Source organism: Kribbella sp. CA-293567 (genome assembly GCF_027627575.1).
Classification (GTDB): Bacteria; Actinomycetota; Actinomycetes; order Propionibacteriales; family Kribbellaceae; genus Kribbella.
Window position 1 is genome coordinate 3,099,841 of record NZ_CP114065.1, and the last position, 19,467, is coordinate 3,119,307.

The window sequence follows — 19,467 nt, forward strand, 5'->3', positions numbered from 1 at the left end:
TTCGCTCCAGGAAGGTCTGTCGTGCTCATCGCCGGGTTCCCCGCGGGGTCGTGGGGTACGAACTGCTACGTCGTCGCCACCGGCCAGGGCACGGAGTGCATCGTGATCGACCCGGGGCAGGACGCCACCGCCGGGGTCGAGCAGGTGGTCCGGGAGAACAAGCTGAAGCCCGTCGCGGTGCTCCTCACCCACGGGCACATCGACCACATGTTCTCGGTGCTGCCCGTCTGCGGCGCCTACGACAGCACCGCCTGGATCCACGCGGACGACCGGCACCTGCTGGCCGACCCGATGGCCGGCATCAGCCAGGAGAGCGCCCGGATGCTGCTCGGTGGCGACCACGAGTTCGCCGAGCCCGACGACGTCCAGGAGCTGGTGGACGGTCAGCGGCTCGAGCTCGCGGGCCTGGACCTGACCGTCGACCACACCCCGGGTCACACCCGCGGCTCGGTCACCTTCACCACGCCGTACCTCGGTCCTGAGGACGTGCCCGCGGTGCTGTTCTCCGGCGACGTGCTGTTCGCCGGGTCGATCGGCCGGACGGATCTGCCCGGCGGCGACCATCCGGCGATGCTGCAGACGCTGGCCACCAAGATCCTGCCGATGCGCGACGAGATCGTCGTGCTGCCCGGTCATGGTGGCCAGACCACGATCGGCCGGGAAAAGGCGACCAATCCTTACCTGCAGGACCTGGAGACACAGAAATGAGCAAGGCCGCATGAGCAAGATCAGTCCGATCAGCGGGTTCCCCGAGTTCCTTCCCGGCGACCGGATCGTCGAGCAGCACTTCCTCGACGTGATCCGGCAGACCTTCGAGCTGCACGGTTTCGCGTCGATCGAGACCCGCGCCGTCGAGCCGGTCGAGCGGCTGTCGAACCAGGGCGAGGACGCCGACAAGGAGATCTACGCGGTTCGCCGGCTGGGCGCCGCGGCCGACGAGAAGTCGGAGCTCGGCCTGCACTTCGACCTGACCGTGCCGTTCGCGCGGTACGTGCTGGAGAACGCCGGCAAGCTCGCGTTCCCGTTCCGCCGCTACCAGATCCAGAAGGTCTGGCGCGGCGAGCGGCCGCAGGAGGGCCGGTACCGCGAGTTCGCGCAGGCCGACATCGACATCGTCGGCGACGGCACGCTGCCGTTCCACTACGAGGTCGAGCTGCCTCTCGTCATCGCCGACGCTTTCCGCAAGCTGCCGATCCCGCCGTTCCGGATCCAGGTCAACAACCGGCAGATCCCGGAGGGGTTCTACCGCGGCCTGGGCATCGAGGACGTCGCTTCGGTACTGCGGATCGTCGACAAGCTGGACAAGATCGGCCCGGACAAGGTCACCCAGTTGCTGACCGCCGAGAACGGTCCGGCCCTGTCGCCGGAGACGGCCAAGCAGGTGCTCCGGCTGGCCGAGATCTCCAGCACCGACGCGTCGTTCGTCGAGCAGGTCCGGGCGCTGGGCGTCGAGCACGAGATCCTCGACGAGGGGCTCGAGCGGCTGGCGGCGATCATGACCGCGGCCAACGAGCACGCACCCGGCCTGCTGGTCGCCGACCTGAAGATCGCCCGCGGCCTGGACTACTACACCGGCACGGTCTACGAGACTCAGTTGATCGGGCACGAGTCCTACGGCTCGATCTGCTCGGGCGGTCGCTACGACTCGCTCGCCAGCGACGGCAAGACGACGTACCCGGGCGTGGGGATCTCGATCGGGGTCTCCCGGTTGATCACCCGGTTGATCAGCCAGGGTCTGGTCAAGGGCTCCCGCAGTACGCCGACCGCGGTATTGATTGCCCTGAACAACGAAGACGAGCGGGCCGACGCGATGCGGACGGCGGCGACGTTGCGCGGCCGGGGGATCCCGGTCGAGGTGGCGCCGGCGGCGGCGAAGTTCGGCAAGCAGATCAAGTTCGCCGATCGGCGTGGCATTCCGTTCGTGTGGTTCGCCACCGAGGTCGGCGCTGAAGTGAAGGACATCCGCAGCGGCGAGCAGGTGCAGGCCGATCCGGCCACCTGGTCACCGCCCGCGCAGGACGTACGACCCAGCATCGAAACACCGCAGCTCGAAACCCCTCAGGAGAACTCGTGATCCGTACCCATTCCGCCGGCTCGTTGCGAGCCGGGAACACCGGACAGACCGTCACGTTGGCGGGCTGGGTGGCGCGGCGGCGCGATCACGGTGGTGTGGCCTTCATCGACCTGCGCGACTCCAGCGGCACCGTCCAGGTGGTCATCCGGGACGAGGAGGCCGCCAGCGGCCTGCGCTCGGAGTACTGCCTGAAGATCGTCGGCACGGTCGCGGCCCGGCCCGAGGGCAACGCGAACCCGGACCTGCCGACCGGCGAGATCGAGATCATCACCGAGCAGATCGAGGTCCTCTCCGAGGCCGCGCCGCTGCCGTTCCCGGTGGAGGAGCACCACGCGACCCCGGTGAACGAGGAGGTCCGGCTCAAGTACCGGTACCTCGACCTGCGCCGTCAGGGCCCGGGCTCGGTACTTCGCCTGCGCAGCAAGGTGAACAAGACGGCTCGCGACGTGCTGGACAGGCACGACTTCGTCGAGATCGAGACGCCGACCCTGACCAAGTCGACACCGGAAGGCGCGCGTGACTTCCTGGTCCCGGCGCGCCTGCAGCCGGGCTCGTGGTACGCGCTGCCGCAGTCGCCGCAGCTGTTCAAGCAGCTGCTGATGGTGGCCGGGATGGAGCGCTACTTCCAGATCGCGCGCTGCTACCGCGACGAGGACTTCCGTGCCGACCGGCAGCCGGAGTTCACCCAGCTCGACATCGAGATGAGCTTCGTCGACCAGGACGACATCATCGCGCTGTCCGAGGAGATCCTGACCGAGCTGTGGAAGCTCGCCGGGCACGAGATCCAGACGCCGATCCAGCGGATGACGTACGCCGAGTCGATGGCCCGGTTCGGCAGCGACAAGCCCGACCTGCGGATGGGCCTCGAGCTGGTCGAGTGCACCGACTACTTCAAGAGCACGCCGTTCCGGGTCTTCCAGGCGCAGTACGTCGGCGCCGTGGTGATGCCGGGTGGCGCCGACCAGCCGCGCAAGCAGCTGGACGCGTGGCAGGAGTGGGCCAAGCAGCGCGGCGCACGAGGGCTGGCCTACGTGCTGGTCGGCCAGGACGGCGAGCTCGGTGGTCCGGTCGCCAAGAACCTGTCCGAGGAGGAGCGCGCCGGGCTGGCCGACCACGTCGGCGCGAAGCCGGGCGACTGCATCTTCTTCGCCGCGGGCGCGGTCAAGTCGTCGCGGGCGCTGCTCGGCGCGGCGCGGCTGGAGATCGGCCGGCGCGGTGGGCTGATCGACGAGTCGGCCTGGTCGTTCGTGTGGGTCGTCGACGCGCCGCTGTTCGAGCCGGCCGACGACGCGACGGCCGCTGGTGACGTGGCGGTCGGTTCGGGTGCGTGGACCGCGGTGCACCACGCGTTCACGTCGCCGAAGCCGGACTCGCTGGACAGCTTCGACACCGATCCGGGCAGCGCGCTGGCGTACGCGTACGACATCGTCTGCAACGGCAACGAGATCGGCGGTGGGTCGATCCGTATCCACCGCGAGGACGTGCAGAAGCGGGTCTTCAAGGTGATGGGCCTGACCGACGAGGAGGCGACCGAGAAGTTCGGCTTCCTGCTCGACGCGTTCAAGTTCGGCGCCCCGCCGCACGGCGGGATCGCGTTCGGCTGGGACCGGATCACCGCGCTGCTGGCCGGCACGGAGTCGATCCGCGACGTGATCGCGTTCCCGAAGTCCGGTGGCGGATTCGACCCGCTGACCGCGGCGCCGGCGCCGATCACCCCGGCTCAGCGCAAGGAGGCCGGCGTGGACGCCAAGCCCGAGGTCAAGGGCGAGGCCAAGGCCGAGGTCAAGGCCGAAGCCAAGCAGTAGCTCAGGAGTCCGTTGGTTCGTTTGCCGTGGCAGATAGCTGCCACGGCATTACCACCTGTGTGCAAAAGCTTGAGCATTCGGCCTTTTGGGTGGAAAGTGACACTGTCGCGATGAGCTGCGTCAAATTGTCACGACACCCGCCCATGCCGCCCCGCCCCGGGAGTTCGTCATGCTCAAGCGAAGAATCCGCCGCCTCGTCACCGCTGCCCTGGCTCTGGCCGGGCTCACCGCCGGTGGCCTCGTCACCGCCGCCCCGGCCCACGCCGCCGTCTTCCAGACCTATGGGACCGGAGTGAACGTCCGCGCCGACGCGTACCTGTCCGCACCGGTCGTCCGCACCCTGCCCGGCCCGACCTCGATCGACGTGGACTGCCAGAAGTACGGCGACCTCGTCACCGTCTCCGGCGGCTCCAGCCGTTGGTGGGCGCACGTTCCGGCGCTCGGCGGCTACGTCACCGTCGCGTACGTCGCGATTCCGCAAGACAAGCTCCCCGGCGTCGCCGAGTGCGGCGGCACCCCGCCCCCGCCGAGTGACATCACCCTGGCGCAGGTCCAGGCGATGTTCGGCAGCCGGATCGCGAATCCGTCACTCGTCCAGACCGGACTCCCGTCGCTCAACCAGGCGATGCGCGACGCCGCCATCAACACGCCGTACCGGAAGGCCGCCTTCCTGGCGACGCTCGTGCACGAGTCCCGGCTGGAGTACAACATCCGCGAGATCGGCGACACCCGCCTGTACGGCGGTCGCGGCTACATCCAGCTCACCGGCGACTTCAACTACGGCCCCGCCGGCCAGTACTTCGGGATCAACCTGCTCGGCAACCCCGAGCTGGCCCGCTCCCTGCAGTGGAGCGCGCCGATCGCCCGCTGGTACTGGACCCAGGCCCGCAACATCAACCCGTTCGCGGACCAGCTCAACATGGCCAAGGTCAATGCCGCGATCGGCTACCCGCGAGGCGACGGCAGCGAGGACCAGCGCCGGTGCGTGTCCTTCCAGAACGCCATCCGGGTCCTGACCGGCTCGGTCCCTGGCGGCATCACCTGCGTCCGGTCCGCCGCCCTCAGCGGCGACACCAGCAAGCTCAGCACCGCCGAGTTCAACAACCTCATCAAGGTGGGCGGCGGCCTCGGCTGACCCCTCCTCAACGAAGGAAGCCGGCCGGCCGCCTCTGGGGTCCGGCCGGCTTTCGGAGGCTACCCGTACTCGGCGCCGCTCAAGACCTGCACCGCGGTGTACTTCGGCCGAGCTGCAGCAAGCTTGACCCTTGGTAATTTGTGTCAATCCAATGGGGACAACGACTACGGGAAGCTGGCTCGGATGACGTTTTCGCTGGATGTGGTGAGGGCCGGATGATCATCTCGGTGGAGCCGGCCGCGGCCACGCCGCCGTACGAGCAGGTGAAGCAGCAGGTCGAGGCGTTGATTCGGCGCGGGGAGCTGGCCCAGGGGACGCGGCTGCCGACCGTTCGGCAGCTGGCCGGGGATCTGGGGTTGGCCACCAATACGGTGGCCCGGGCGTACAAGGAACTCGAGGCGGATCGGCTGGTGGAGACGCGGGGACGGAACGGGACGTTCGTGCTCGCCGCGCGCAGTCAGGTGGACGACGAGGAGACGCGGGCGGCGGCGACCGTCTTCGCCCGGGCCGCTCGCCGGGCCAACCTCTCGTTGTCCGAGGCGACGCGGATCCTCGACGAGGCCTGGTAGCTCCGCCGGCATTGGCCGCTTCCGGTCTCCGCAGCGGTCGGACGGAAACGATTCCAAGCAATCTGCCGACAACGTTGTCCGAGCTCTCGACACGCACCGCATTGCTGGCTAACCTCACCGTCATTTGACAGCGATGTCAGCGACAGGGGAGTGGTCACGATGGTCTCGAGACGAACGTTCCTGGCGGGTACCGGCGCAGTCACGGCAGGAGGGTTCGGGCTGCTTCCCGGGCTCCCGGCGGACGCGGCGACAAGAGCGGCGGGCCTGACGGGCCCGAGTGGCGGCGGTGGCCGGCTGCTGCCGGCCTTCGCGAAACCGAAACACCTGCACTACGGCGACGTCAGCAAACTCAACGGTGCCGACCAGACGCTGCTGACGACCTTGCAAGGCATCGTCAACCGCACCAGGCCGGAGCTCTACTTCAGCTTCGACACCGGCACGCAGAGTACGCCGGACGCGAAGTGGCTGGCCGACATGCACCTGCCCACGACGACGTACGCGAACCCCTTGGACCTGGTGGCCAAGTACCGGCACCGGGTTCGCGGCGCGATCATCCACGATCCCGCTGTCCCGGACTCGCTGAACGTAGCGACCACCCTGGCCGGGTTGGAGAACGCCGTCGTCGCCGACGCGGCGCAGGCCAAGGCGCACGGACTGCGGATCGTCAAGGACCTGCGGGGAAAGTTCGACGACGACCGGGTCAAGACCTACCGATGGCAGCTCGAGAACCTGTTCCCGCGAGTCACCCACCGGTTGCTGGCCGGCCTGCCGCCGACCCGGGTGGCCGCGGTGGAAAACGTGCAGTGGAAGGAGATCGCCCGCGAGACCCGGCAGATCCGCGACTCGTCGAACCGCGGTAGCTACGAGCTCGACGTGTCGGCCAAACTCGGCAAGGAAGCCGTCTACGTCAGGTTCCAGGACTCGTTCACCGACGACGGCTGGGGCGGCTCGGTCTCCGAGATCACCGTGAAGGCGAACGGCGCCCAGCTCGCCCACTTCCTGGTCGGTACCCCGCAGGAGGAGCCGTACCTGTTCGACGGCGTCAACTCGTCCATCGGCGGTGAAGCCAACCGCTTCAGCGACGGCGGCGGCTACTTCATCTACCGCTTCGAACCACCTGCCGGTACGACGTCCCTGGTGGTCACCGCGACGATGTGGAACCAGTACCTGGTGACCGCGACCGACACCTCGCCCACCCGGATCGAGCCGTTCGCGTACTTCCGGGACTACGTGGTCGCCACCAAGGCGCTGGTCAGCTGGCTGCCCCCGGGCGGCGAGACCGGGGAGCTGCTGGTCGAGCACTTCGCCAAGTACCCGACGCTGGCGCCGTACATGGGCTGGTTCGCCAACGACGTCTCCGGCGAGTGGGACGGGGTCGACCTTGCGTCGCAGGGTGGTTCGCCGGTGATCGCGGCCGACTTCTACATGAACGGGACGGTCCACGCCGGCTTCACGGCGCCGATCTCGGACCGGGTCAGGCCGGTTCGGCGGATCAACAAGCCGAAGAACAAGGTCTACCTGACACTGACGTTCGGCGAGGGCGACAACATCCAGTACTGCCAGCGGCACCTGCGTGAGCTCTGGGACGATCCCAAGCGTGGTGAGGCGCCGGCGAACTGGACCATCAGCCCGTTCCTGCTGGAGACCGGACCGGGTCTGTACAGCCACTTCCAGCGGACCGCGACGGCCAACGACCTGCTGGTCTGCGGTCCCTCTGGTGCGGGCTACACGTATCCCGGGTCGTGGGTGCCGAGCGAGTTCACCCAGTTCCTGAAGCTGACCGGCTCGCAGTTGCGCCGGACCGGGTTGGACGTGGTGTATTCCTACAGCCACCGCGAGAACGACCAGTGGGTGCTGCTGTCGGAGGAGATCGCCCGCGGGTTCGCCAAGCACACGCCGCTGAAGGGGATCATGCAGACCTGGGACGGCGACCTGCTCACGGTCCGCCAGAGTGGTCTGCCCGTCGTCGGGCAGTGGAGCGCGCCCGGCAAGGCAGCGGAGTACAAGGCCGCGCTCGATGTCCAGGTCGCGAAGTGGGACGGCACGAAACCGCTGTTCATCTCCGGCGGGATCAATGCGTGGAACTGGACCCCGTCGGACATCGCGGAACTGGCCGCCCTGCTCGGCGACCCGTACGAGCTCGTGCTCGCGAACACCTTCTTCGACCTGCTCGACCGCGTGCTCTGACAGGCTGGGCCTGCCGCGCTGCACGCGGCAGGCCCAGCTGTTCTACCAGCGATGCGCCACGTCGACGACGACTCGGCCGGTGGTGCCCGGCCCGGTCAGCGTGAAGACGCGGAACGGCAGACGGGCGCGGACGCCGACCCCGATCACCGTTTCCCCCTCGAAGCTGCCGGCGTCCACGACCTGCCGGAAGGTCCGGTAGCCCTGCACGTCGGTCAGTTCGTCGTAGTCCGCCGGACGGTAGGTGGCGACGTTGTCGTCGTACGACGGCACCGACAGGACGATCTCCAACTTGGCGCCGCCGCGCACCGGGATCACCCGGCCCTCGCCCACGGTGGCGATGTCCTTGACGTAGTGCACGCGGTACCAGGACGGCTTGCCCCGGACGTCGAACACGATCCGGTCGAAGCAGGAGTGCTGGCCGGTCCGGACGTTCGTCAGGTAGCCGGCCCCGGCGAAGGTGCTTGCCTCAGGCAATGAACCCCAGCCTGTCGGGCAGCCCGCGACAGCCGTGGCGGTCGTGGTCGTCCGGTCGGCGTGCGCTGGAGCAGCGACCGCTCCCGCCGGTACTGCGGCGAAGGCGAGTGCTGCCAGTACTGCGAATGCGGAGCGGATCGGTAGGTGGTGGTGGTCGGCCCTTTCTGCGTGAACACATTTCACGATGCCCCCCTTAGGACACTTGTTAGATGCGTCCCGGGGGCCGAAAGTTACGGGGCCGGTTCGTCGCGGGGGAGCACGACGGAGACGGAGACCAGGCAGCCCGACAGAGCCAGCGGCAGGATCATCGCCTGCTGGATACCGACGTGCTCGACGAGTTGGCCGATGATGGCTGGGCCGACCAGGAAGGCGGCGTACCCGAAGGTCACCACGATTGCGAGCATGCGGCCGCCACCGACGTGACCGGCCACGGCGTACACCTGCGGTGCGACCAGGCCGACGCCGACGCCGACCAGGGCCCAGCCGATCAGCAGCAGGGGAAGCGGCTGCACCAGGACGGTCAGCAGATACCCGCCGATCGCGGTGACGGAGCCGATCCGGACGACTGCCCGGCGGCCGATCCGGGAGACCGCCCGGTCGCCGAGCAGCCGGATGATCACCATGAAGCCGCTGACCGCGACCAGGCCGAGGGCGCCGGTGGACGGGTCGATCCTGGCGACGTCGGTGACGTGGACCGACGACCAGTCGATGGCGGTGCCTTCGGCCAGGCCGAAGCAGAAGGCCATCAGGCCGAGCGCCCAGGCCAGCCGGGGGATCGCGGTCCGGACGCCGTCGGTGGTGTGCTCGATCCGGCGGCCGGCCGGCACGATCCGGTAGCAGACGGCGATCGAGAGCAGGCCGGTGACGCAGAGCGTGCCGAGAGCGGGACCGACGTTGGCCCCGCCGGTCTTCCCGAACAGCCGCGCGATCAGCACGACGGTACCGGCCGCGAGCAGGTTGCCGACGCTCCAGAAAGCGTGGAAACGGCTCATGATCGGTTTCGGCCGGGCCTGCTCGACCTCGACGCCGAGGGAGTTCATCGCGACGTCCATCGCCCCGTTGCCGAGGCCGGCCAGCACCATCGCGATGATTGCTCCGGGCAACGAGGTCGTGAACGCGAGGGTGCCGACCCCGAGGGCCAGCAGGGTCAGTGTGCACAGCGCGACCGGGCGGGCCCCGATCCGGTCGGCCAGCCGGCCGCCGACCTGCATCGACACGACGGCGGAGAAGGCCAGGCAGAACAGCAGCAAGGAGAGCCCGGAGGCGTCGATGTCCAGCCGTTCGCGCAGCGCGGGCAGCGTGCCGCCGATGCCACCGATCAGCATCCCGTTGGTGACGAACAGCAGGAAGACCGCGGCCGCCGCGGTCCGGGTGGACATCGGATTCGCGGACGTGGTGATCATGCGAACCTGATCTCGACGTCGGCCTGGCGGAACGCCTCCAGCGCCTCGTCGTCGGCCGCCTCGTCGGTGACGAGCACGTCGACGGCTTCCAGTGCGGCCACCGTCACCATCGCGGTGCGTTCGAGCTTGGCCGACTCGACGGCCAGCAGCACTCGGGCCGAGGACTCGATCAGCGCGCGTTTCATCGCGGCGTCGGCAAGGGTGTTGGTGGTGAGACCGTGCGCGGGCAGTGCGGCACAACTGCTGATCACCGCGGTGTCGAAGTGGATACCCCGGACGCCGGCCTCGGCCGCCGCGCCGTACGACGCCAGCTCGGGTGAGCTCACCTCGCCGCCCGGCATGATCAGCTTCGTCCGGGCCGCCTCGCCCAGAACGACGGCCGAGTGCAACGACAGCGGCATCACGGTGATCGCGCGGCCGGCCAGCTCACGGGCGACGGCCAAGCAGGTCGTGCCGTTGTCCAGCGCGACCGCCTCGCCGTCGCTGATCAGCTCGGCGACGGCTGCTCCGAGTCGTCGTTTGACCTCCCTGCCCTGCTTGTCCCGCAGGGCGAACGGGATCACCTCGCCCCGCAACGCGACCCCGACCGCGCCGCCGCGGACCCGGCGTACCAGGCCTTGGCCCTGCAGCAGATCGAGGTCGCGGCGGATCGTCATCTCCGAGGTTCCGGTGTCGCGCGCCAGTTCGGAGACGCCGACCCGGCCGGCTCGGGCCAGCTCCTCGACGACGAACCTCAGCCGTTCCTCACCGTTCATTTGTTCATTCGAACACGACTGGTGTTCGCCTGCAAGTCACCAGTGATGAGCCACATCGATGACGAGCCGGGTGGTGCTGCCGGGGCCGGCGAGGACATAGGTCCGGAACGGCAGGCGAGCCCGAACGCCGACCGCCAGCGTCGTCCGGCCCTCGAAACTCCCGCCCCACGCCACCTGGCGAAGCGTGTCGTAGCCGGCCACGGCCGCCAGTTCCTGCTTGTTCTTCATTCGGTACGTCGGCCGCCCGGCCGCGTCGTACGCCGGCGCGTTGACGGCGACCTGCAGGACTGCGCCGCCCCGCGTGCGGATCGGCGCACCGGAACCGTCCTGAGTGGCGGCCTTGACGTAGCTGACGTGGTACCCGGTGGCGCGCTTGCCGGCCAGATCGATCACCAGGCGGTCGAAGCAGCCGTGCCGGCCGGTCCGGACCTTCCGCACGGTCGATCCGGTCCAGGTCTTGCTTGCCTCCGGCAATGAACCCCAGGTGGTGGCGCACCACCCGGCCCGTTCGGCGCCGAGGGGCGCTGCCTGCGCCTGCGCCGGTACGCCGACCGCGGCGCCGGTGGTGAGGGCGGCGATCGCCACAGTGGCGAGCACGCCGCGGACGGGGTGGCGAACGGTGCTGAGCTCGGTCATGACGTTCTTCCCTTCCGTCTGCCTGTGAAGAGGCTCTACTGATGAGACGCCGAAAAGGGGATGACGGTTGACGCGGAAGCCGCCAGGATGACCGGTGATGACACCTGACGAGCTGCTAGAGGTCTTCCACCGCCGGATCCGGTTGCCGGACGCCGACACGATCCCGGGCTGGAAGCAGGAACTGGACGGGCTGGTGCACCGTTCGTACTTCGAAGGTGAGGGTGGCGGCGGGTTCGTCGAGACGCCGCGCGGGCTCGGCGACGACCCGGACGCGGTGATCGCCGCGCAGATCGCGTTCTTCCGCGAGCGCGGGCTGGAGTTCGAATGGAAGACCTACGCCTACGACGAGCCGGCGGACCTGGGCGAGCGGCTGTTGCAAGCCGGTTTCATTCGGGCGGAGTCCGAGACGCTGATCCTCGGTGAGGTGGACGCGATCCTGGCCCGGCCGGGCGCGCTGCCGTCGAAGGTGCGGATGCGTGACGTGGAGGAGCCGGCCGACTTCCACCGGATCGCGGTGCTGATGGACTCGCTGTGGCACCACGGGCTGGAGCGGATCGAGGAGCGGCTGGCCGCGGAGTACAGAATGTTCCCCGACCGGCTGGAGGTCACGCTGATCGAGGACGCGCTGCGGGGACCGGACGGGCCGGCCCTGACGGCGGCCTGGATCCGGTTCCACCCCGGGACCGGGTTCGCCAGTCTGTGGGGAGGCGGCACGCTGCCCGAGTGGCGCAGGCAGGGGCTGTACAGCGCGATCCTGGTGCATCGGGCGAAGAAGGCGAAGGCCCGTGGCTACGAATTCCTCCGGGTCGACGCCTCGGCGGACTCCCGCCCGATCCTGCAGAAACTCGGGCTGCACGCGGTCACCACCACCACGCCGTACGAATGGAAGCCCTGACACGCCCAGGCAGGGGCATGTCTTGCCGTCGCGTGCGTGCTGCGCGGCACTCGGCACGGCACCTCCTCGCTACTGCACGCGACGGCAAGACATGCCCCAGTGAGCGGAACGACCTGTAGAGGTTGTACGTTTCGGAGATCATGGCCATGAAACTCACCTCGCGCTTCCGCCGGCTCCTGCAGCGCCCCGGCTCGATCGACCTCGGCCCGTACGAGAAGCTGACCACTGCGGTCAGCGAGGCTGAGGACTCGCTGCAGGACCTCACGGACGAGGAACTCACCGAGGTCGTCACCGAGATGCGGACGACCGGCGGCCTCGAAGAGGGCGACCAGATCGAGTTCCTCGCGCTCGCCCGGGAGGCCGGTCGGCGGGCGATCGGGGAGCGGGCCTTCGACGGCCAGATCGTCGGCGCGCTCGCGCTGCTGCAGGGCCGGATCGTCGAGATGGCGACCGGTGAGGGCAAGACGCTGGCGGGTGCCTTCGCCGCCGCCGGGTACGCGATCGGCGGCCGGCGCGTCCAGGTGATGGCGGTCAACGACTACCTGGCCCAGCGCGACTCGGAGTGGATGGGCCCGGTCTACGAGCTGCTCGGCGTCACGGTCAGCCACATCGGCCAGGCGTCGACGCCGGAGGAGCGCCGCGCGGCGTACCAGGCCGACGTCTGCTACGCCCCGGTCAGCGAGCTCGGCTTCGACGTACTGCGGGACCGGCTGGTCGACGACGTCGCCGACCGGGTCACCGTCAAGCCCGACGTGGCGCTGGTGGACGAGGCCGACTCGGTGCTGATCGACGAGGCCCGGGTGCCGCTGGTGCTGGCCGGCGCGACCCGGACCGAGGAGCTCGACGACGACGTGGTCGCGCTGGTCCGCACCCTGCGCGCCGGGATCGACTACGAGATCGACGGTGACGGCCGGACCGTCGCGCTGACCGACAAGGGCACGGACAAGGTCGAGGAGCACCTCGACGGCATCAACCTGTACGACGAGGAGAACCTCGACCGGCTGACCCAGATCAACGTCGCGCTGCACGCCGAGGTGCTGCTGCGCCGCGACGTCGACTACCTGGTCCGCGACGGCAAGGTCAGCCTGATCAACAACAACCGCGGCCGAATCGCGAAGCTGCAGCGCTGGCCCGACGGACTGCAGGCCGCGGTCGAGGCCAAGGAGGCCGTGCCGGTCAGCGACTCCGGTGAGGTGCTCGACAGCATCACCGTGCAGGCGCTGGTCAGCAGCTACCCGACCCTGTGCGGCATGACCGGTACGGCGGTCGTCGTCGGCGAGCAGCTGCAGGAGTTCTACAAGGTCGAGGTTGCGGTCGTCCCGCCGAACAAGCCGAACATCCGCGTCGACGAGCCGGACCGGCTCTACCTGACCGTCGCGCAGAAGAACAAGGCACTGGTCGAGCACATCGCCGAGGTGCACGAGACCGGGCGGCCGATCCTGATCGGGACGCACAGCGTCGAGGAGTCCGAGCAGCTGAGCGACCTGCTCGAGGCCGCCGAGGTGCCGCACGTCGTACTGAACGCCAAGAACGACGCCGAGGAAGCTGCGATCATCGCCGAAGCGGGTGTGCCGGGCACGGTGACCGTCTCGACCCAGATGGCCGGCCGCGGTACCGACATCCGGCTGGGCGGGCGGGACGAGTCGCACGATAAGGACCGCGCGCTGGAGCTGGGCGGGCTCTATGTCATCGGCACCGGCCTGCACGCGTCCAGCCGACTGGACGACCAGCTGCGTGGCCGCGCCGGACGCCAGGGCGACCCCGGCGGTTCGCTGTTCTTCGCGAGCCTCGCGGACGAGCTGGTCACCCGGTACTCCGTCACCTCGGGCCTGCGTCCCTCGCCTGACCAGAACGGCCGCCTGACCGACCGCAAGGCGATCGGAACGCTGGAGCACGCGCAGCGCGTCGCCGACGGCGCCAACGCCGAACTGCACCGGACGACCTGGTCGTACCACCGCCTGACCGGACAGCAGCGAGCGATCCTGCTGGACACCCGCGAGAAGGTCCTGACCGAGGACCTGGCCGCGGAGCGGCTGGCGGAGCTGGCCAAGGAGCGGTACGACGAACTGGTCGAGGAGTTCGACGAGGAGACGGTCAAGGCAGCGGCCCGCAAGATCGCGCTGCACCACCTGGACCGCAAGTGGACCGACCACCTCGCCTACCTGGCCGACCTGCGCGAAGGCATCCACCTGCGCTCGCTGGCCGGCGGGATCGTGCACATGAAGCCGATCGACGAGTTCAACAAGTCGGCGATCGCCTCCTTCGACACCCTGGTGGCCGACGCCTGGAAGGAAGCCGCCGAGACCTTCAAGGAAGCCGAGATCACCGCCGAGGGCCTGGACGAGGAAGCCTCCGGCGTACCGCGCCCGACGGCGACCTGGACCTACCTGGTCAACGACAACCCCTTCGGCACCGAGGCCGACCGGATCCTCGGCCGCCTCCGCAACGCGATCAAGCCCGAGTCCGGCGCGCAGGCCGAGGAGATCCCCGCCGAGCTCTTCGACCAGGACGACCTGCCGGAGGAACTGCGCGACCTCGACGACGACGAGCTCCCCGAGGAGCTCCGCGAAGCCGATGACGACAAGAAGGACATCAAGGACTGATCCATAGGTAAGAGGCCGTTAGACCAGGTACCACACCTGGCCTAACGGCCTCTTGCTTTGTCCACAACTTCGGCTTGCTTGTGGACAACTTGACCGAATCTGATCGGTCGCGGATCCCCTTATCTATAAGGGCTTTCGGCTTCAGAAACTGTCGGTGGCGGTGTCTAGAGTCTTCGGCATGGACATCTCGCAGCTACCGGCACCGTGCCACCTGAGCGACAGCGACCTGCTGACCACTCTCGACACAGCCAACGCTGCCCTGTCCACCCTGCTCACCTGGTACTGGCGAGCCGGCGCCGAAATCGAATCCCGCGGCCTCGCCAAAGACCTCGGCGCGAAAGACACCACCGAGCTGTTGTCGCTACGCCACCGCCACGACCCCGGACCACTACGCCGCAACCTCAAGCTGGCTGCCAAGCTGCCGCGGTACGAAGCCGTCACCGCCGCCCTGACCGCCCCTGCCAGCCCTGACACCGACGACGCTGCTGGCTCTTCTGCTGTCTTGAGCGCCGCCCACGCCCAAACCATCATCACCACCCTCGAAAAAGCCCCACCAACAGTCCCTGCCGACCTCCTGCGAGTCGCCGAAGAACAGCTGATCAACGCCGCCCACCACCTCACCCCGATCGAGCTGCGCGACTTCGGCCACCAAGTCCTCGCCCGCCTCGACACCGACGGCCCCGAACCCACCAACGACCCCTACCGGGAAGAGAGCCTCAATCTGCGCCCGGTCGACGGCGGCATCAAGTTCAACGGCTACCTCGCCGCCGAAAACGCCGAACTCTTGAAAACCCAGATCCACCGCCTCGCCAAGCCCCACAAGACGATCGACGGCGAACGCGACCCCCGCTCGCGCGACAAGCGCCAGGCCGACGCCCTCACCACCATCCTCGAAATCGCCGCCGGCGCCACCGCCACACCCGGCATCCCCGGCGTTCCGCACTTGACGGTGACTATCGACTTCGCAGACCTGCAGAACGCTGCCGCCGGAGCCCCCAGAGCTACCGGAGCGACCGGTGAACTGGTCTTCGGCCACAACCTCTCCGCCTCCGCCGTCCGCCGCCTCGCCTGCGAAGCCGCCGTGTTGCCGATCGTCCTCGGCTCGAAATCCCAGCCCCTCGATGTAGGCACCGAGCAGCGTTTCGTCACTGGCGCCATCCGGCGTGCGTTGAACAAGCGCGACAAGGGCTGCGTGATCTGCCACGCCCCACCGTCGAACTGCCATGCCCATCACCTGATCCATTGGGCCAACGGAGGTTCCACCTCGATCACCAACTTGGTGCTGGTCTGCGGCGCCCACCACACCGCAGTCCACGACGGCCACTGGACCATCACCATCACCGACGACGTCGTCCACGTCACCCGCCCGTCCTGGACCGACCCCGGCCCCACCACCCCACTCACCTGGAACAACTCCACCGCAGGCACCCCACCCACCTGCACCGACTCCAGCCCAGATAACCCGCTCACCTGTACCGGCTCTGCACGAGACTGCGCGCCCACATGTGCCGGTTCCGCCCCAGACAGAGCACCAACGCGTCCTGGTTCCGCCTCCGGCAGTGCGCCGACGTGCGCAGCTTCCGCCCCAGACGGCGCACCCACGTGTACCGGCTCTACCCCATGCAGTGAGCCGACGTGCGCCGGTTCCACCTCAAACAGTGCGTCCACGTCTACCGGCTTCACCGCAGACACCCCACCCACCTGCACCGACTCCACCCCAGATAACCCGCTCGCCTGCACCTGCTCTGCGGCAGACTGCGCGCCCACCTCGACAGGCTCCACCCCAGACAGCGCACCAACGCGTCCCGGTTCCGCCCCAGGCAGTGCGCCCACATGTGCCGGTTCCGCCCCAGACGATGCGCCCACCGGCACCGGCACCGGCCCCGCCCCAGACGGCATACCCACGTGTACCGGCTCCACCCCACGCAGTGCGCCCACGTGTACCGGCTCCACACCACGCAGTGCGCCCACGTGTGCTGGCTCCATCCCCGACGGTGCGCCCACCGGCACCGGCTCCACCCCAGACACCCCGATGACCAGCCCCGCTTGCACACCCGCCACCGGCCCGGCTGCCTCAACTCCGTTGACACCCCCGGCAGTCGCTCCCGCCGTCACCGCGCCGCTGACAGCCTCGCCCGCCGCAGGTCTGTCCTGGCTCACCCCGGAGGCTGTAGCCCGCCTCAACCCCTGGGGCGAATCCGGCACCCCATCCACCGGCCCGTGACCCCCACCGCACCACGGCCCCGGCCGCCCCAGCGCCCACCTCCTGGCGGACGCTGATCGCCCACGCCCAACCACGTCAAGGTCCGGACCAACCCCGTCCAATCGCACCCAGCGTGACGTCGTACCGCGACTCAACCTGACCTACTGCCCGGACCCGCCGCCACGTCTTATCGCGAGACCTGACCGGAGGTCGTGCTGCGGGACCTGACCGGAGGTCGTGCTGCGAAACCCGGTTGCAGGTTGTATTGCGACTGCTGACGTGACGGCGCGCTTCGAGACCCGACCTCGACCCCTGACTTCGCCCCGTTCGACCTCGGACTCGGGAACCCGACGCGTGTCTCGTACTACTGGACAAGATCTGACCTCGCACTGCGCGGGACCTGTGTTGAAGTCGCACTGCGCCCGCGGTACCGGCCTCGGCCTGCCACGACAGCTCCGCCCGACCCGTGTTGACGTCGCGCAGCGACTCCAGGGCGACGTCGTACTACCGGGCCCGCCTCGACGTAGTACCGAGGGGAGCCCGACGTGATGTGCTGCTGCGGGCAACTGCACCGCGACCTGCCGCGACGCCCGACCTCGTGCTGCGCGAGCCGGCGCGATGTCGTACTGCAGGAGCTGACCTGGCCTGGTGCTGCGCTGCCGGTTTGGCGTCGTACCGCGGAGACCGGCGTACTGGGGATCCGGTGGCACGGTCAACCCCGTACTGCAGAACCTCAACTGATGCCGCACCGTGCGGACCCGCCGCAAACGACCTACTGCGGGACCGGTCCGATGTACCGCGAGACCCAGCGTGAGGTCGTACTGCGCGTGCAGGCGGGATTTCTTCTGCGGAGTTCAAGCATCTTTTGCCAGGATCGATCCGACCGCGTACCCCGCCTTGGTGCTGCCTTCGTGAATCAATTGATGCTGCGGGCCAGGGTTACGTTCGGCGCCGCAGTCGGCGCCATGTTCGGGGTGGGGCTGGGGCGTCCCTCAAGCGCGATCCTTCAAGTTGCCGACTCGAGGCTCAGTCACATAGCAGGCTGCCAGCGAAGCTCGCTCGGTACCCTCCAACCGCCCCAGACCTGACCGGGCCAAACCACCTACCTCAGCTCACTCATATTCGGTCACCCCACCTGAGCCACCCAGCGGAGCTCACCTGAGCAGCTCAATCACTTGGCCTCGCTCACAGCTCATGCACTTGAGCCCACCCAGCTGAACCATCCCCGCTCACTCACCCAGCCTCCCGAAAGTGGGCAGTGTCGGTGGGGGCGGTTAGGGTCGCGGGGTGACTGATGGGTTGTTCGATCTGCCGGGTGCTCCTGCAAGTAGTCGTGGGGGTGGGAGTCTGGCTGATGTCGATCACAGTTCGGCGCCGTTGGCGGTGCGGATGCGGCCGCGGAGTCTGGACGAGTTGGTCGGGCAGCAGCATCTGTTGTCGCCGGGGTCGCCGTTGCGGCGGTTGGTCGAGGGGGATCAGCCGATGTCGTTGTTGTTGTGGGGGCCGCCGGGAACGGGGAAGACGACGATCGCGGCGGTGGTTTCGCATGCGACCAACCGGAAGTTCGTGGAACTGTCGGCGGTCACGGCGGGGGTGAAGGACGTCCGGCAGGTGATCGACGGGGCGCGGCGGGACCTGGCGCGGATCGGTGACACGGTCGAGACCGTGCTCTTCATCGACGAGGTGCACCGGTTCACCAAGGCTCAGCAGGACGCGTTGTTGCCGGGGGTGGAGAACCGGTGGGTGACGCTGGTCGCCGCGACCACCGAGAACCCGTTCTTCTCCGTCATCTCACCGCTGCTGTCCCGCTCGTTGATGCTGACTCTCGAATCCCTCACCGACGACGACATCGCCGTCCTGCTCGAGCGGGCGCTGACCGACGAGCGGGGGCTCAACGGGGCGTACAGCCTCGACGACGATGCGAAGGATCATTTGCTCCGGATGGCCGGCGGTGACGCTCGCCGGGCTCTGACGTATCTCGAGGCGGCTGCCGGGGGAGCGCGGGCCAAGGATCCGGACGCGGAGCTTGCCGTGATCGACCTCAAGACGCTGGAGACCGCGGTCGATCGCGCTGCTGTGCGGTACGACCGGGCCGGGGATCAGCACTACGACGTCGCTTCGGCGCTGATCAAGTCGATCCGCGGCTCGGATGTCGATGCCGCGATGCACTACCTGGCGCGGATGATCGAGGCCGGTGAGGATCCGCGGTTCATCGCGCGCCGGCTGGTGATCTCGGCCAGTGAGGACATCGGGATGGGGGATCCGACCGCGCTCGGGGTCGCTGTCGCGGCTGCCGAAGCGGTGCAGTTGATCGGCATGCCCGAGGCGCGGATCAATCTCGCCCAAGCCGTCGTCGCGCTCGCGTTGGCGCCGAAGTCGAACGCCGTCATCATGGCGATCGACGCCGCGATCGCCGATGTTCGGGCCGGCAAGGTGGGGCCGGTGCCGTCGCATCTGCGCGATGCCCACTATGCCGGTGCCAAGAAGATCGGCCACGGAGCGTCGTACCAGTATTCGCACAACGATCCGCGCGGTGTGGTCGGTCAGCAGTACGCGCCCGATGTGGTCGACAAGGTGGACTACTACCAGCCGACCCGGCGCGGTGGCGAGGCGGCGTACGCCGAGGCGCTGACGAAGATCCGGCAGATCCTCCGGAAGCGCTGAACCCGGGTCGATCCATTCGCCGATCGGCGGGAACTCGTCCGAGCCAGATCCAGCCTGCGAGTCG

At 68.6% G+C, this 19,467-nt stretch carries 14 protein-coding genes; 10 read left to right on the top strand and 4 right to left on the bottom strand.

Translation table 11 applies throughout. The annotated features are described in order from the left end of the window. Positions 1-21 precede the first annotated feature (21 nt). The 6 genes from OX958_RS14670 (at position 22) to OX958_RS14695 (ending at position 7,770) form a co-directional block, all read left to right on the top strand. The gene (locus tag OX958_RS14670; RefSeq protein ID WP_270138082.1) at positions 22-708 is read left to right on the top strand and encodes an MBL fold metallo-hydrolase; all 687 of its coding nucleotides are present in this window, start codon (positions 22-24) and stop codon (positions 706-708) included. 10 nt (positions 709-718) lie between these two features. Continuing rightward, complete coding sequence (gene hisS / locus OX958_RS14675; RefSeq protein ID WP_270138084.1) at positions 719-2,074, top strand: histidine--tRNA ligase; 1,356 nt, start codon at positions 719-721, stop codon at positions 2,072-2,074. Then, positions 2,071-3,879 carry an aspartate--tRNA ligase gene (aspS, locus tag OX958_RS14680; protein WP_270138085.1) on the top strand — a complete coding sequence of 603 codons (1,809 nt, stop codon included), beginning with the start codon at positions 2,071-2,073 and terminating at the stop codon, positions 3,877-3,879. Before hisS ends, aspS begins: the two co-directional genes overlap by 4 nt. A gap of 169 nt (positions 3,880-4,048) precedes the next feature. Beyond that, entirely contained in the window at positions 4,049-5,014 is a 966-nt protein-coding gene (locus tag OX958_RS14685) for a glycoside hydrolase family 19 protein (protein WP_270138087.1), read from the top strand. Positions 5,015-5,229: 215 nt separating this feature from the next. Then, the gene (locus OX958_RS14690; RefSeq protein ID WP_270138089.1) at positions 5,230-5,583 is read left to right on the top strand and encodes a GntR family transcriptional regulator; all 354 of its coding nucleotides are present in this window, start codon (positions 5,230-5,232) and stop codon (positions 5,581-5,583) included. 159 nt (positions 5,584-5,742) lie between these two features. Further along, entirely contained in the window at positions 5,743-7,770 is a 2,028-nt protein-coding gene (locus tag OX958_RS14695) for a GxGYxYP domain-containing protein (protein WP_270138091.1), read from the top strand. Positions 7,771-7,812: 42 nt separating this feature from the next. Here OX958_RS14695 and OX958_RS14700 read toward each other — a convergent pair whose 3' ends face one another. From OX958_RS14700 to OX958_RS14715, 4 genes are read right to left on the bottom strand one after another with little or no spacing between them, the layout of a single operon-like run. Next, positions 7,813-8,427: an AMIN-like domain-containing (lipo)protein gene (locus tag OX958_RS14700; RefSeq protein WP_270138093.1), complete on the bottom strand. Its 615-nt coding sequence runs from the start codon at positions 8,425-8,427 to the stop codon at positions 7,813-7,815. A gap of 47 nt (positions 8,428-8,474) precedes the next feature. Further along, on the bottom strand, positions 8,475-9,647 hold the full coding sequence (locus OX958_RS14705) for an MFS transporter (RefSeq protein ID WP_270138094.1): 1,173 nt from the start codon (positions 9,645-9,647) through the stop codon (positions 8,475-8,477). After that, positions 9,644-10,402: a DeoR/GlpR family DNA-binding transcription regulator gene (locus OX958_RS14710; protein ID WP_270138096.1), complete on the bottom strand. Its 759-nt coding sequence runs from the start codon at positions 10,400-10,402 to the stop codon at positions 9,644-9,646. The genes OX958_RS14705 and OX958_RS14710 overlap by 4 nt, the downstream gene beginning before the upstream one ends. Positions 10,403-10,438: 36 nt before the next feature. Beyond that, positions 10,439-11,038, bottom strand: a complete 600-nt coding sequence (locus tag OX958_RS14715) for an AMIN-like domain-containing (lipo)protein (RefSeq protein ID WP_270138098.1) — start codon at positions 11,036-11,038, stop codon at positions 10,439-10,441. A 97-nt stretch (positions 11,039-11,135) separates the two neighbouring features. Between OX958_RS14715 and OX958_RS14720 the strand changes: the two genes are divergently transcribed. The 4 genes from OX958_RS14720 (at position 11,136) to OX958_RS14735 (ending at position 19,403) form a co-directional block, all read left to right on the top strand. Next, a complete protein-coding gene (locus tag OX958_RS14720; RefSeq protein ID WP_270138100.1) occupies positions 11,136-11,933 on the top strand; it encodes a GNAT family N-acetyltransferase in 798 nt (265 codons plus the stop codon). A gap of 146 nt (positions 11,934-12,079) precedes the next feature. Further along, a complete protein-coding gene (secA2, locus tag OX958_RS14725) occupies positions 12,080-14,536 on the top strand; it encodes an accessory Sec system translocase SecA2 (RefSeq protein WP_270138102.1) in 2,457 nt (818 codons plus the stop codon). 178 nt (positions 14,537-14,714) lie between these two features. Continuing rightward, entirely contained in the window at positions 14,715-16,760 is a 2,046-nt protein-coding gene (locus tag OX958_RS14730; RefSeq protein WP_270138104.1) for an HNH endonuclease signature motif containing protein, read from the top strand. A gap of 1,266 nt (positions 16,761-18,026) precedes the next feature. Further along, a complete protein-coding gene (locus OX958_RS14735) occupies positions 18,027-19,403 on the top strand; it encodes a replication-associated recombination protein A (protein WP_270138106.1) in 1,377 nt (458 codons plus the stop codon). The last annotated feature ends 64 nt before the right edge of the window (positions 19,404-19,467 follow it).